Annotated in this window: 13 protein-coding genes; 2 read left to right on the plus strand and 11 right to left on the minus strand. The window is 40.6% G+C overall.

All coding sequences use genetic code 11. The annotated features are described in order from the left end of the window. Positions 1-13: 13 nt before the first annotated feature. From rimI to AC1M83_RS12285, 7 genes are all read right to left on the minus strand, one after another. On the minus strand, positions 14-472 hold the full coding sequence (gene rimI / locus AC1M83_RS12255) for a ribosomal protein S18-alanine N-acetyltransferase (protein ID WP_180028765.1): 459 nt from the start codon (positions 470-472) through the stop codon (positions 14-16). A gap of 104 nt (positions 473-576) precedes the next feature. Further along, positions 577-1,458 (minus strand): metal-dependent hydrolase, encoded by an 882-nt coding sequence (locus AC1M83_RS12260; RefSeq protein WP_035267371.1) that lies wholly within the window; start codon positions 1,456-1,458, stop codon positions 577-579. Between the two features lie 208 nt (positions 1,459-1,666). Then, positions 1,667-2,857 (minus strand): elongation factor Tu, encoded by a 1,191-nt coding sequence (tuf, locus tag AC1M83_RS12265; protein ID WP_481590787.1) that lies wholly within the window; start codon positions 2,855-2,857, stop codon positions 1,667-1,669. A 92-nt stretch (positions 2,858-2,949) separates the two neighbouring features. Then, positions 2,950-5,085, minus strand: coding sequence for an elongation factor G (fusA, locus tag AC1M83_RS12270; protein ID WP_035268315.1), 2,136 nt, complete (start codon positions 5,083-5,085; stop codon positions 2,950-2,952). A 131-nt stretch (positions 5,086-5,216) separates the two neighbouring features. Continuing rightward, a complete protein-coding gene (gene rpsG, locus AC1M83_RS12275; RefSeq protein WP_004648014.1) occupies positions 5,217-5,687 on the minus strand; it encodes a 30S ribosomal protein S7 in 471 nt (156 codons plus the stop codon). 180 nt (positions 5,688-5,867) lie between these two features. Beyond that, on the minus strand, positions 5,868-6,242 hold the full coding sequence (gene rpsL, locus AC1M83_RS12280) for a 30S ribosomal protein S12 (protein ID WP_004648013.1): 375 nt from the start codon (positions 6,240-6,242) through the stop codon (positions 5,868-5,870). A gap of 170 nt (positions 6,243-6,412) precedes the next feature. Continuing rightward, complete coding sequence (locus AC1M83_RS12285) at positions 6,413-7,840, minus strand: EcsC family protein (protein WP_481590788.1); 1,428 nt, start codon at positions 7,838-7,840, stop codon at positions 6,413-6,415. Positions 7,841-8,112: 272 nt separating this feature from the next. On the opposite strand from AC1M83_RS12285, the gene AC1M83_RS12290 reads away from it, so the two are divergent. Further along, on the plus strand, positions 8,113-9,342 hold the full coding sequence (locus tag AC1M83_RS12290; RefSeq protein WP_035268310.1) for a beta-ketoacyl synthase N-terminal-like domain-containing protein: 1,230 nt from the start codon (positions 8,113-8,115) through the stop codon (positions 9,340-9,342). Positions 9,343-9,370: 28 nt separating this feature from the next. Next, positions 9,371-9,823, plus strand: a complete 453-nt coding sequence (gene hemJ, locus AC1M83_RS12295; RefSeq protein WP_481590789.1) for a protoporphyrinogen oxidase HemJ — start codon at positions 9,371-9,373, stop codon at positions 9,821-9,823. A gap of 53 nt (positions 9,824-9,876) precedes the next feature. Here the strand turns inward: hemJ and AC1M83_RS12300 are convergent, their stop codons facing one another. From AC1M83_RS12300 to AC1M83_RS12315, 4 genes are all read right to left on the minus strand, one after another. Next, the gene (locus AC1M83_RS12300; RefSeq protein WP_092768649.1) at positions 9,877-11,298 is read right to left on the minus strand and encodes an amino acid permease; all 1,422 of its coding nucleotides are present in this window, start codon (positions 11,296-11,298) and stop codon (positions 9,877-9,879) included. Positions 11,299-11,432: 134 nt separating this feature from the next. Further along, positions 11,433-11,792: a RidA family protein gene (locus AC1M83_RS12305; protein ID WP_481590790.1), complete on the minus strand. Its 360-nt coding sequence runs from the start codon at positions 11,790-11,792 to the stop codon at positions 11,433-11,435. Positions 11,793-11,848: 56 nt separating this feature from the next. Next, positions 11,849-12,952: an alanine racemase gene (gene alr, locus AC1M83_RS12310; protein ID WP_481590791.1), complete on the minus strand. Its 1,104-nt coding sequence runs from the start codon at positions 12,950-12,952 to the stop codon at positions 11,849-11,851. Positions 12,953-12,998: 46 nt separating this feature from the next. Next, complete coding sequence (locus AC1M83_RS12315) at positions 12,999-14,258, minus strand: D-amino acid dehydrogenase (protein ID WP_035268298.1); 1,260 nt, start codon at positions 14,256-14,258, stop codon at positions 12,999-13,001. Between the last annotated feature and the right edge of the window lie 83 nt (positions 14,259-14,341).

Raw genomic sequence — 14,341 nt, forward strand, 5'->3', positions numbered from 1 at the left:
GTATTGAATTTTGTCACTTGAATAAATCTGCAAAATTATCACTGCATGCCTTTACCATAATGATGGCATGCTCTTTTCCACCATCTAATGTTGGATAATAGTTTTTACGCATATCAATTTGATGAAATCCGGATTTCTCATATAGTGCAATCGCAGCCTTATTACTTTCTCGGACCTCTAAAAAGATTTGTACGGGATCATTATTGAGTTGAGCCATTGAAGCTTCAAGCAATTGATATCCCAACCCTTTTCCACGCATTTCCGGATGAACTGCCATCAACAGCAAATTTGCTTCATCCAATACAGGCTGTAAAATACAGAAACCAACAACACGATTCTGGTATTCAATCACTGTGGATTGATATGAATCAACCGCTTCTGAAAATTGTTTTTTTGTCCAAGGATGCGTCTGCCCCAAACTTTCAATTTCATATACCACCTCAACATCTGATGTCAGCATCGGTCGAATCATAATCATTACATTGCATTTTTTAAGTTAGTACATTATAGAAAGTTCGAAAATAAATGAAATAAAAAAAGGCAGCTTACGCTGCCCGAATGCACAAAAGTAAATACTTAAAAACCGAGTTTTGCTTTCCATGTTGCCAATAAACCCACGGTATCCAAATCATTCGGATGGAAGCCTGGTTTAAAATAAGCCAACATTTCCTTACCCATACCAGAAATAATGCCTTTAGATGGACTATATCCATAGGTATAGATATCTTTCAAAGATGCAATATTTAACTGTTTATCGTCTTTCAATAAACGCGCTACAAAATAAGTCTGCACCATGAATAGCACAACCATTGCTGCCACTAAAGAAGATGTTCGAGCAAGATAAGATTTGATTCCTTTACCGAACACACCTTCAAATACATCATATGCGACAGCCTTATGCTCATTTTCTTCAATGGCATGCCAAGCCCACATCGTCGCCATTGTTTCATCAGTCATTAATGCTTGAATATGTTCGTTACGCAATAATTCTGAGGCAATGGTTGCTGTAAAATGTTCTAGCGCAGTCGTTCCCATCAGATCGATCATTTCTTGTGAAATACCAAATGGTTTCATAACGGTGCTAGCTGACTTACGAAAAGTTTGAATGACCGTATCTGTGGCTTTTTCAAGTGCAGCAACATCATGACCAAATTTTTGTGCTGATGCATTAAAGCCAGCATGCTCATGTGTATGCATTGCTTCCTGACCAATAAATGCTGAAATCTCTTTTTGGAGATCTTCATTATCTTTAATGGCTGGATGTTGGCGAACTGCACGCACTGAATCGATAAAGAATTTTTCACCTGCAGGAAATAATGCAGATAACGCTGTCATGAAATGAGTTAATCCTGCTGAACCATTCATCCAATATTCTGGTACGTGATCAAAATCAAATTGCATACGACGTACTGGAAATGATGCACCGGCACGATTTGTAATATTTACTTTAGCATTCATTGCTGGACTCCTATTCGGGATCTATCCAAATCTAGTTTTATGATTCTTTTCATTACTTCATCTTAGTGATTTATTATTTTTATGATAAATGCCTTATAGGTCACATCATTATCAGTTAAGGACAGCTTACAACTCTTATTGTCTAACAATTTTATAGATTCCATAAAAAAAACGCCCCAAAGGGGCGTTTCTTTCACACAATCAATACTTATGCAGTTACTTTAGCAACAACACCAGCACCAACTGTACGACCACCTTCACGGATCGCAAAACGTAGACCTGGGTCCATTGCGATTGGGTGGATTAATTCTACTGACATTTCTACGTTGTCACCAGGCATAACCATTTCAACGCCTTCTTTTAATTGAATCGCGCCAGTTACGTCAGTTGTACGGAAGTAGAACTGTGGACGGTAACCGTTAAGGAATGGAGTGTGACGACCACCTTCTTCTTTAGAAAGTACGTATACTTCTGCATCGAATTTAGTGTGTGGCTTGATTGAACCTGGTTTAGAAAGTACTTGACCACGTTGTACATCTTCACGCTTAGTACCACGTAATAAGATACCACAGTTCTCGCCCGCACGACCTTCGTCTAGAAGTTTACGGAACATTTCAACACCAGTTACTGTCGTTTTAACTGTGTCTTTGATACCTACGATTTCAACTTCTTCGCCTACTTTAACGATACCAGTTTCTACACGGCCAGTTACTACTGTACCACGACCAGAAATAGAGAATACGTCTTCGATTGGCATCAAGAATGCCTGATCTACAGCACGTACTGGCTCTGGGATGTAAGTGTCAAGCGCTTCAACAAGAGCAACAACTGCATCTTCACCAAACTGACCAGCTTCACCGTTAAGTGCAGCAAGAGCAGAACCACGGATAACTGGAGTGTCATCACCTGGGAAGTCATAAGTAGAAAGAAGTTCACGAACTTCCATTTCAACTAGCTCAAGAAGCTCTTCGTCGTCTACAAGGTCACATTTGTTTAAGAATACAACGATGTATGGAACACCTACTTGGCGAGAAAGAAGGATGTGTTCACGAGTTTGTGGCATTGGACCATCAGTCGCAGCACATACAAGGATCGCGCCGTCCATTTGAGCAGCACCAGTAATCATGTTTTTAACATAATCGGCGTGGCCCGGGCAGTCTACGTGAGCGTAGTGACGAGTTGGAGAATCGTATTCTACGTGTGATGTATTAATTGTAATACCACGTGCTTTTTCTTCTGGTGCAGAGTCGATTGCAGCGTAGTCTTTAGCTTCACCACCGAATTTCTTCGCACATACAGTTGCGATAGCAGCAGTTAAAGTTGTTTTACCATGGTCAACGTGACCGATTGTGCCCACGTTAACGTGTGGCTTATTACGTTCAAACTTAGCCTTAGCCATGAGATCTTCCTTTTTAAACTACTCATGGAGGATCACTCCATGAGCACTTGGTTTTAAACTATGAATTAGTTGGGCTTATAGTAATCGAAAGATTACTCGTCGTCACCTTTTTTACCACCAGCTTGGAACTTAGCAATGATGCCTTCAGCCACGTTACGTGGAGTTTCAGCATATTTAGCAAATTCCATAGAGTAAGTCGCACGACCTTGAGACATAGAACGCATGTGTGTTGCGTAACCGAACATCTCAGAAAGTGGAACTTCAGCACGGATTGCTTTAGTACCGCCAGGTAAATCATCCATACCTTGAACCATACCACGACGACGGTTTAAGTCACCCATGATATCGCCCATGTAGTCTTCTGGAGTTTCTACTTCAACTTTCATGATAGGTTCAAGAAGAACAGGATCTGCTTTCATGAAACCATCACGGAATGCGTAAGAACCCGCCATTTTGAACGATAATTCGTCAGAGTCGACATCATGGTAAGAACCATCGAACAATGTCGCTTTGATGCCAACAACTGGGTAACCAGCTAGGACACCATTCTTCATACGTTCTTGAATACCTTTGTCTACAGCACCAAAGAATTCTTTAGGTACAACACCACCAACAACTTCTTCAGCGAACTCGTAGTCTTTACCAGCTTCAGGATCCATTGGCTCTAAACGTACATATACGTGACCGAATTTACCTTTACCACCAGTTTGACGAACAAACTTACCTTCTTGCTCAACAGATTTTTTAATCGTTTCGCGGTAAGCAACCATTGGTTTACCAATGTTCGCTTCAACACCGAATTCACGCTTCATACGGTCAACGATGATGTCAAGGTGAAGCTCACCCATACCAGCAATAATAGTCTGACCAGATTCTTCATCAGTACGAACGCGGAATGATGGATCTTCTTTCGCCAAGCGGCCCAAAGCAACTGACATTTTTTCTTGGTCAGCTTTAGTTTTAGGTTCAACTGCAAGTGCAATTACTGGCTCTGGGAATTCCATACGCTCCAATGTGATCACGTTGTTTTCATCACAAAGTGTATCACCTGTAGTCGTATCTTTAAGACCTACACATGCCGCGATATCGCCCGCACGAATTTCTTCGATGTCATGACGGTCATTAGCGTGCATCTGTACAATACGACCAACACGTTCACGTTTAGATTTAACAGGGTTATAAACTGCACTACCAGCTTTTAGAACACCTGAGTAAACACGAACGAATGTCAAGTTACCAACGAATTTGTCGTTCATAATTTTGAACGCAAGCGCAGCAAACGGTGCTTCATCAGACGCTTCACGAGAACCTTCTGTCTCATCTTTGTCGTCTAAGATACCTTTAATTGCTTCAACGTCAGTAGGTGCTGGTAAGAATTCAATAACAGCATCCAACATACGTTGAACACCTTTGTTTTTGAACGCTGAACCACAAAGCATTGGTTGAATTTCATTCAACAATGTACGTGCACGAAGACCACCGATGATTTCTTCTTTAGTCAAATCACCTTCTTCTAGGTACTTATCCATGAGTTCTTCTGATGCTTCTGCAGCAGCTTCAACCATGTTCGTACGCCATTCTTGAGCAAGCTCAACAAGGTCAGCAGGAATTTCACCGTATTCAAACTTCATACCTTGAGATGCTTCATCCCAGATAATCGCTTTCATTTCGATAAGGTCTACTACACCTTGGAAGTTTTCTTCTGCGCCAACAGGAATCACGATTGGCACTGGATTACCACCAAGACGTGTTTTTACTTGTTCAACAGCACGGAAGAAGTTTGCACCAGTACGGTCCATTTTGTTAACGAACGCAATACGAGGTACTTTATATTTATTTGCTTGACGCCATACAGTTTCTGACTGAGGTTGTACACCACCTACAGCACAGTAAACCATGCACGCGCCGTCAAGAACACGCATAGAACGCTCAACTTCGATCGTGAAGTCAACGTGTCCCGGTGTGTCAATTACGTTAATACGGTGTTGTTCGAACTGGTTACCCATACCTTTCCAGAAGCAAGTTACTGCTGCTGAAGTAATGGTAATACCACGTTCTTGCTCTTGTTCCATCCAGTCAGTTGTTGCTGAACCTTCGTGAGTTTCACCTAGTTTGTGGCTCTCACCTGTGTAGAACAAAATACGTTCAGAAGTCGTTGTTTTACCAGCATCAATGTGTGCTGAGATACCAATGTTACGGTAACGAGAAATTGGGGTTTGACGAGCCATGATTTCTTGCATTCCTAAATTTTGTTGTTTAAAACAGGACGCTTTAAGCTGCTGAGCAGCTTAAAGCGATTCGATGACAAATCAGTGAAACCCGACTTACCACCCTCCTGAATAGGGGCTGTTTTATCCGCTTAGAAACGGTAGTGAGAGAAGGCTTTGTTGGCTTCAGCCATACGATGCACATCTTCACGTTTCTTGATCGCTGAACCTTTACCTTCAGCTGCGTCAAGCAACTCACCAGCAAGGCGTAACGCCATAGTTTTTTCAGAACGCTTAGCAGCAGCATCTACTAACCAACGCATCGCTAGAGCAGTACGACGGGATGGGCGTACTTCCATAGGAACTTGGTATGTAGCACCACCAACACGGCGTGCTTTTACTTCGACCATAGGACGAACTTTTTCAAGAGTAGTCTCGAAAAATTCAACTGGGTCTACTTTAGATTTTTCTTGAACGCGGTCTAAAGCACCGTAAACGATACTTTCAGCAATAGATTTTTTACCATCTTGCATTACGTGGTTCATGAACTTAGCGATTGTTTGGCTGCCGAACTTAGGATCCGGAAGGATTTCACGAGCAGCGACTACGCGACGTCTTGGCATTTTAATACTACCTATAAATATGACACTTCAGGTTTATCCAGCAGCAGTACAAAGTGTCATGTACTATTCGCTGGCCTTACTACACGTCGCTTGAATTTCACAAAATTAAATGCAGAAATCAGACAAGCGAGACGATAAAGGATTGCAGTTCTATACGTTTAAGAAAATGATCTAGTTAGATTATTTCTTAGGACGCTTAGTACCGTATTTAGAACGAGACTGGTTACGATCTTTAACACCAGCACAGTCTAAAGAACCACGAACGGTATGGTAACGTACACCAGGTAAGTCTTTAACACGACCACCACGGATAAGAACAACACTGTGCTCTTGTAGGTTATGGCCTTCACCACCGATATAGCTAGATACTTCAAAACCTGAAGTTAAGCGAACACGGCAAACTTTACGCATTGCTGAGTTAGGTTTTTTAGGTGTAGTTGTGTAAACACGTGTACAAACACCACGACGTTGTGGACAAGCCTTCAACGCAGGAACTTTTGATTTTTCAATCAAAGTAGTACGACCCTTACGGATCAACTGATTTGTTGTTGCCATGTGGCAATTCTCCCGTTAATAAAAAGCCCCAAAAAATACTACTTTTTGAGGGCATGCAATTGTAAGCCAAGAAGTAAAAATGGTCAACATTCAACATGACATCAAATATTGACCATTGTGTGCTTACAACGAAATTTCAGAATGATTTGATCAACCATTCATAACTAAATTTATTGTTTTTTCTGTGACGTAGGTAGTGAGTTTGCTGCTTCGTCTTTCTTTTTTGAATTACGACGCTTAGGGGGCGCTTTTACCTGCACAACAGGTTCGCCTTGAGGCTGGTCTTTATCAGCGTCTTGAGCACTTTCATTAGAAGCCGATTCCACATGTTTTTCAGCTAAGGCCTTAAGACCATCCTCAACACTGACCGCTTCTTCTTTTTCAGACTCGGCAGATTTTGCTTCAATTTTAATTGCTGAAATTGAATCATTATGAACTGCAGACTCATCAACTTGAATAGACTCTTCTCCTTCAAGTTTTTTTGCAAACTCTTCAACCTCAACCACTAACTCATTATTGATTGACACTGTGGAATTCAATGCGAGTGAAGATTGCTTTAATAATTCTGTACCGCGCTCAAAGGCCTCCTGAACAGATACCTGCTCATCTGGATGTTGGAGAATGTACTGCTGTGCTCCTGAAAAAACAGCTCTAGCTTTAGAATGAGCCTCTTCCACCAAACGCCAACTATATACTGCACCAATACCAGCACCAGCCACAGGTGCTAATTTAGATAAAATTGAAATTTGAGGAATCTGATTCAACCAATTCCATTTATAACCACCTTCAGGATTACTCAGCCAATTTTTTAAAGCCGTGAAGTCGTTACTAGAGCCCAATAGGGTTTGTAGCTGATGAGTATCTTGTGTTTCCAATAAATTTGCGACTGTTCTTAATGCCACTAAAAGTGTTTGCTTTTCTGCAATAACACCTAAATCGACTTGTTTGAATACATACTCAACGATCTCTTGCTCTTGACGATGATTAAGTTCAAAACCGTGCGCGCGCCCTTCTTGGTAAATACAACGCAACGTAAATGCCAACGAGAAAGGAATATCGATGGCCGTACCAACTACGCCTGTCGCACCAGACACCGCCCCCTGAACCGCTGCAATCAACTTATTTTGATTGGCTAATGCTTCACCGATACGATTCGCACGATCAGGGCTTGATTTAAGTTCATCCAAGCTTTTTGCACCAACTTCCTTTAATACATGCTCAACTGAACTTAACTCAGAAACAAAATCATTTAATTTATCAAAAAAATAATCTGCAACTTTGTTGTTTAAGTCCGGAGAGATAAAAGAAGCAACATTATTTAATTTACTGTAATGACGACCAAAAATTTTTTGAGAAATTTGAGGGACATGATCACGAAATAATTGTTGAGGGGTTTCGTACTTTTTTTGTTCAGTCATTTTTCTCTCATCTAAAGTTATGTCAATAATTTTTTGTGGATCAGGTTGTTGCGTCAATTTCGCAATTGATCCTGGTGCAACATGTTGTGCCAGTTCAAATCCAGTAGCACTGAGCTTTTTAGCCACTCCAAATGCTTTTGATACCAGTCCGCTAGATTGCTTATTATTAGAATTTGCCATTTACAACCCTCCTTCGCATTTATCACTTATGTTTAAAATTCTATGTGCAGTCAAGAGTTATCTCAACTTTATCGTGTTTTATTCGGTTGCAATATAGTGAACATATCTGCCAATAAGCGTTTTAACGCTGCGATATTGATTTGCCATAAGAATTTAAAATAGATTCTGATATCATGATACGAATTTTTGACAAGATCTTATGGTCTTTTACATCCAATCAAATCGATGTGAATTTTTCCATAAAATGACTTCACCATAATAGGGAATTGTAAATGAAACGTGTTGTAATCACTGGTATGGGCATTAACTCATGCATTGGTAATACATTAGAAGATGTAAATCATGCCTTACAAAATGGTATTTCAGGCACACGTTTTAACCCAACTTATGCTGAACTTAATTTTAAAAGTCATGTTAGTGCTGCAGCAGAACAAAATTTTGACGGTATTGACCGTAAACTGAAACGCTTCATGGGTGTATGTGCGATGTATGCCTATAACGCTGCAGTCGCTGCGGTTGAAAATGCGGGTCTAACAGCTGAAGATCTTGCGGGCAATCCTCGTTATGGTATTGCGGGTGGTTCAGGCGGCAACTCTACAGCTTCTGTCGCTGAAATGATTGAACTTCTTGAAGAGAAAGGCGCACGTAAAATTGGCCCTTTCTTTGTTCCACGCAATATGTCAAATACTATTACAGCTAACGTTGGTGTGGCATTCAAATTACAAGGTATCGCTCACTCTATTACAAGTGCTTGTGCAACCTCAGCTGATGCCATTGGTTACGCATACAACCTGATTCAACTTGGCAAACAGGATCTAATGCTCGCTGGTGGTGGTGAAGAAGACCATTGGTCACAAAGTCTATTATTTGATGCAATGGGTGCTTTATGCTCAAAATATAATGACTCACCAGAAACCGCTTCTCGCCCTTACTCTGCTGATCGTGATGGTTTTGTCATTGCTGGCGGCGGTGGTTTCGTGGTACTTGAATCTCTTGAGCATGCTCAAGCGCGCGGTGCAAATATTCTTGCTGAAGTCGTTGCATATGCAGCCAACTCTGATGGTGCTGATATGGTCGCACCATCAGGTGAAGGTGCAACACGTTGCATCTTGATGGCACTTGATGAAGCAAAACAGCATGGTGTTGAAAAAATTGATTATGTAAATACACACGGCACATCTACACCAGCTGGTGATGTGACTGAATTGAAAGCAATGGAACGCGCATTCGGTGAAGGTCAAGTACCACCTTTAAGTTCAACAAAATCTATGACAGGTCATAGCTTAGGCGCTGCAGGTGTACAAGAAGCGATTTACTCTATTCTCATGATGCAGAATGACTTTATTGCACCAAATATCAACGTTACTGAGCTTGATGAAGGTGCAAAACCATTTGATATCGTACTTGAAAAACGCGATACAAAACTGAATACTGTAATGAGTAACAGTTTTGGTTTCGGCGGCGTAAATGCCTGCCTCATTTTCAAGAAATGGGAAGGCTAATTTAATTCCGCCCATAATGGGTGATTAGATGGATGCTCCTTCAGATGCTTTCCTATGGGTAAAAGCATTACATATTATTGCTGTGGTATGTTGGTTCGCTGCTTTGTTCTATCTACCACGGCTTTATGTTTATCATGCGATGAGTGACGATGCCATAAGTCATCAACGCTTTGAAGTCATGGAACGTAAGCTTTATCGTGGCATTATGTGGCCTGCGATGATCGCAACATTGATCACTGCACATTTTTTAGTGGACTGGGGTGATGCAACTCGACATTATCATGAAGCTTTATGGTTTTATTTAAAAGTTGGTTTAGTCGTATTACTGGTCATATACCACCTAGTGTGTGGATATTACCGTAAAAAACTCATTGATAATGCACACTATAAAAGTCATAAGTTCTGGCGCTATTTCAACGAAATGCCCACATTGATCTTATTCGCAGTTGTAATTTTAGTTGTGGTCAAACCTACATTCTAACTAAAGAATATAAAAAAACCTCCATTCGTGGAGGTTTTTTCTTTCTCTAAAAATTAATTATGGTTACGCTTACGCATACGTGGTTTATAAAGAACACGGTATGTTACAGCCAACAGAATTAACCAGATTGGGCTAATCATCAAAGCTTTCAGCGTGTCTGGCTCTAAACTTAAAATGATTAATGCAAATAGCAAAAATGCCAATACAACGTATGACATTGCCACTCCACCCGGCATCTTAAAATTCGACTTTTCATGTAGCTCAGGTCGCAATTTACGGTAGCGTATATAGCACACCATGATAATCGCCCAAATACTAATGAAAAGAATCACACACAGCGAACTTGCTAATGTAAAAGCTTCCATCGTATTTGGCACAAAATACTGAAATGCTGCACCGGCCATAATAAATGTACATGAAAAGATTAATCCCTTAGCAGGTACGGCACGACTTGAAAGTTCTGCTAGCTTTTGAGGGGCTTGGCCGTCACGTGCCAATCCAAATAACATTCGACTGGTAGAAAAGACACCACTGTTCATGGAAGACATCACAGAAGACAAAACCACTAGGTTCATAATCACAGCAGCTGAACCAATACCCGCAAATAAGAATAATGTCACAAATGGACTTTGATCTGCTGGGATATTGATCCAAGGTGTCACAGACATAATCATGATCAACGAAAGCACATAGAAAATGATAATACGTGTCGGAATAGCATTAACCGCTTTTGGTAAATTTTTTTCAGGATCTTTGGTTTCCGCAGCCATCGTCCCGAGTAACTCTACACCAACAAAGGCAAACATTGCGATTTGAAAGCCTGCCAAAAAGCCCATGGTACCTTTCGGGAACATTCCACCATGAGACCAAATGTTACTGAAGCTTGCAACAGCACCACTTGGTGACTGAAAACTCGTAAACACCATGAAGGCACCCACCAAGATCAATCCAATAATGGCTAGAATTTTGATTAATGCAAACCAAAACTCAATTTCACCAAAAAGTTTTACAGTGACTAAGTTAATTGCGAGTATGAATAAGACACATCCTGCACTAATCGCTGCTTGCCCCATTGGGGTAAACATTTGATCTGGAGGTAACCAAAAACTGAGATAATTGATAATTGCTGCTAAATCAGCAATACCGACCAAAATCCATCCCAGCCAATAGGACCAACCAATATAATACCCTGCACCTGGTCCAATGAGATCATGTGCCATATCAATAAATGATTTGTAGTGCAGATTAGATAAAAGAATTTCACCAAGGGCACGCATCAAGAAAAAAAACATAGCACCAATAATCATATAAATGATGATGATTGAAGGTCCTGCAAGTGAAATCGTTTTTCCTGAGCCCATAAACAACCCTGTACCAATCGCTCCACCGATGGCGATGAGTTGTAAATGTCGATTTGAAAGCTTACGCTGTAATTCATTGGGAGATGATTGTTCATCAATATTTGTGGTTGTCATTATTCAACATCCTTTTACACCATCTAATCTAATCGATCAGCCTAAATTCCGCTTCAAACTGAGATTCGAGAGATTTTGTTATTATGAGAGGAGCCATAAATGACTCTTCCTCGTGAAGTCTTACTTATATTCAGTTATTTCAATGCAGCAATCACTGCGATTTCAATTAACCATTCTGGATTAACGAGGTCAGCCTGAATGGTTGCTCGTGATGGTGGTATTGAATCCTCCATCCATTCAATCCAAATTTGATTGAAGATTTGAAAATCTTCCAAATTCTTCACGAAAACTTGTACTGACAATAAACGAGATTTATCTGTGCCTACTTGAGCCAAAAGAGCGTCGATCGTATTCAGCACATCTTTCGTTTGTAAGGCGATATCAGGCGTCGTAATCTTAGGTACTTGACCAGAAAGATAAGCCACTTGATTAAAGACTGTAACTGCACTCATCACGCCATTACTATTGAATTTTTGAATATCCTGATTTTGCATATTAATTCCTTGATTACTCAGTATCGATCCTAGTGTTGATCGTTGAATTTTTAACATTAGATTTCTAGAACAAATGGAACCCGCGTCGTTACGCCACACATTAACTCATATCCCACAGTACTCGCTCCTGCAGCGACCTCATCAATCGGTAACAAACTTCCGTACTTTGAGACGCCCCACAGTACGACTTCACTGCCAATTTTTGCATCTTCAATATGCGTGATATCAACAGCTAGCATGTCCATACTTACACGACCAATCAAAGAAGTTTTTTGTCCATTCACAAGCACTGTTGTGCCAGATTGAGTAATCCGTTGATATCCATCTGCATATCCACAAGCGACAATGCCAATTTTCATAGCTTGTTCTGCAAAAAATGTCGATCCATAGCCAATACTTTGCTGAGGATTAATTTCTTGAATTGCAATCAATTCACTTCTTAAAGACATTGTTGGTTTTAAGTCCCAATCTTGAATAGTATGGGTTGGATAATCCGGTGAACTCCCATACAACATAATGCCACTACGTACAATGTTAGAGTGGACATGATTGGCATGTCTAAGAATGGCTGCGCTATTACTTAGTGAACAAGGACCACCTAAAACGCTGACGATTTGATTGAATACTGAAATTTGATAGTCAACCCCAACCTGATTCAAGCGCTCGCCATCAGCATCAGAAAAATGTGTCATGTGAGTGATTGATGCCACTTGCGGCAATTCAGTTAACAGACTCCAAATTTCAGGGTAACGTTGAGGTTGGAATCCTAAACGGTTCATGCCACTGTTCATTTTCAAAAAAATATTAAAATGAGCATCGAGACTAAACCGCTTAATCCATTCGACTTGAATCTCGTTATGAACGGTAAATTGAAGATCTAAATCGTGACACAACTGTAAGTCCGCTTCCTGAAAGATACCTTCCAAAAGCAAAATTGGGCCTTTCCAACCTAAATCTCGAATTCGTTGTGCTTCACTCAGCTCTAGAAGTGCAATTCCATCTGCATCCACTAAGGCTGAATAAATGCGCTCGATCCCATGACCATAAGCATTAGCTTTAACAACAGCAAAAACTTGGGCATTCGGTACATGTTGCTTAGCAACTTTCAAATTATGCTTGATCGCGTTTAAGTGAATAACAGCCTGTATTGGGCGAGACATATTCCTTGTCCTATTATTTATTTTTTAATAGCAAACCACGCAGCCTTTATGCTGCGTGGTTATAACGTTGAATTGAAAGTCCATCGGTACTAATCTCTGGAGTCCGATTCAGCACTAAATCACTAATCAACTTTCCAGAACCACATGCCATGGTCCAACCGAGCGTGCCATGTCCAGTATTTAAAAATAGATTCTTATATTTCGTCGCACCGATAATAGGCGTACTGTCTGGCGTCATTGGTCGTAGTCCCGTCCAGAAGCTGGCTTGTGCCATATCTCCACCTGGGAACAAATCACGCGTTACCATCTCTAAGGTGCCACGGCGATCCTCATTTAACTCTTTATTAAAACCACTTAACTCAGCCATCCCACCAACACGAATTCGTTGATCAAAACGAGTTATTGCAATCTTGTAGGTTTCATCTAAGACAGTTGATTGAGGGGCATATTGCGCATCCACGATAGGTATAGTTAATGAATATCCCTTTACAGGATAAATGGGCAAATCTAGACCTAATGGTTTAATAAAATCTCGTGAATAGCTACCGAAGGCAAGTACATAACGATCTGCCGTGAGTACCTGACCGTCTACAATAACGCCTTTAATTTCGTCGCCCTCAACTACGAGTTTTTCAACATTTTGATTAAATTTAAACTCAACACCAATACCTTTTGCATATTCAGCCAGCGCGTTGGTAAAGATATAGCAATCACCAGTCTCATCATTTGGAAGATGTAAGCCACCGACTAATTTGTCTTTAACTTCCGCTAATGCAGGTTCAACTCGACCTAGACCTTCACGATCTAATAACTCAAATTCGACACCTGTTTCTTTTAAAACTTCAATGTCTCGTTGAACTGCGTCTAATTGCGCATCCTTACGAAAAATTTGTAATGTTCCTTTTGAACGATTCTCATAAGATATGCCAATATTTTCGCGTAATTCTCTTAAACAATCTCGACTGTATTCAGCAACACGTACCATACGCTCTTTATTGATAGCGTAATGTGCCGCATTGCAGTTCTTCAACATTTGAGCCATCCATTTCAGCTGCCACAAGCTTCCATCTACATTAATTGCTAATGGTGCATGATGTTGAAACATCCATTTAACCGCTTTAAATGGAATTCCTGGTGCGGCCCATGGTGTAGAATACCCAGGAGAAATCTGTCCTGCATTGCCAAAACTCGTTTCTTCGGCAGGACCTGATTGACGATCTAATACAGTGACGCTTGCTCCTTGTTGCGCTAGGTAATACGCACTTGCAACACCAATGACACCACTACCTAATACAATAACGCGCATGAACTATCCCTCAGCACTGTGTAGTTTATTTCACTAGTATATTTTTGCTTTAATAGTTTTTTTCACTCTTTTAATCGTTATAA

The sequence above is a fragment of the Acinetobacter sp. 25-47-130 genome (genome assembly GCF_056779705.1).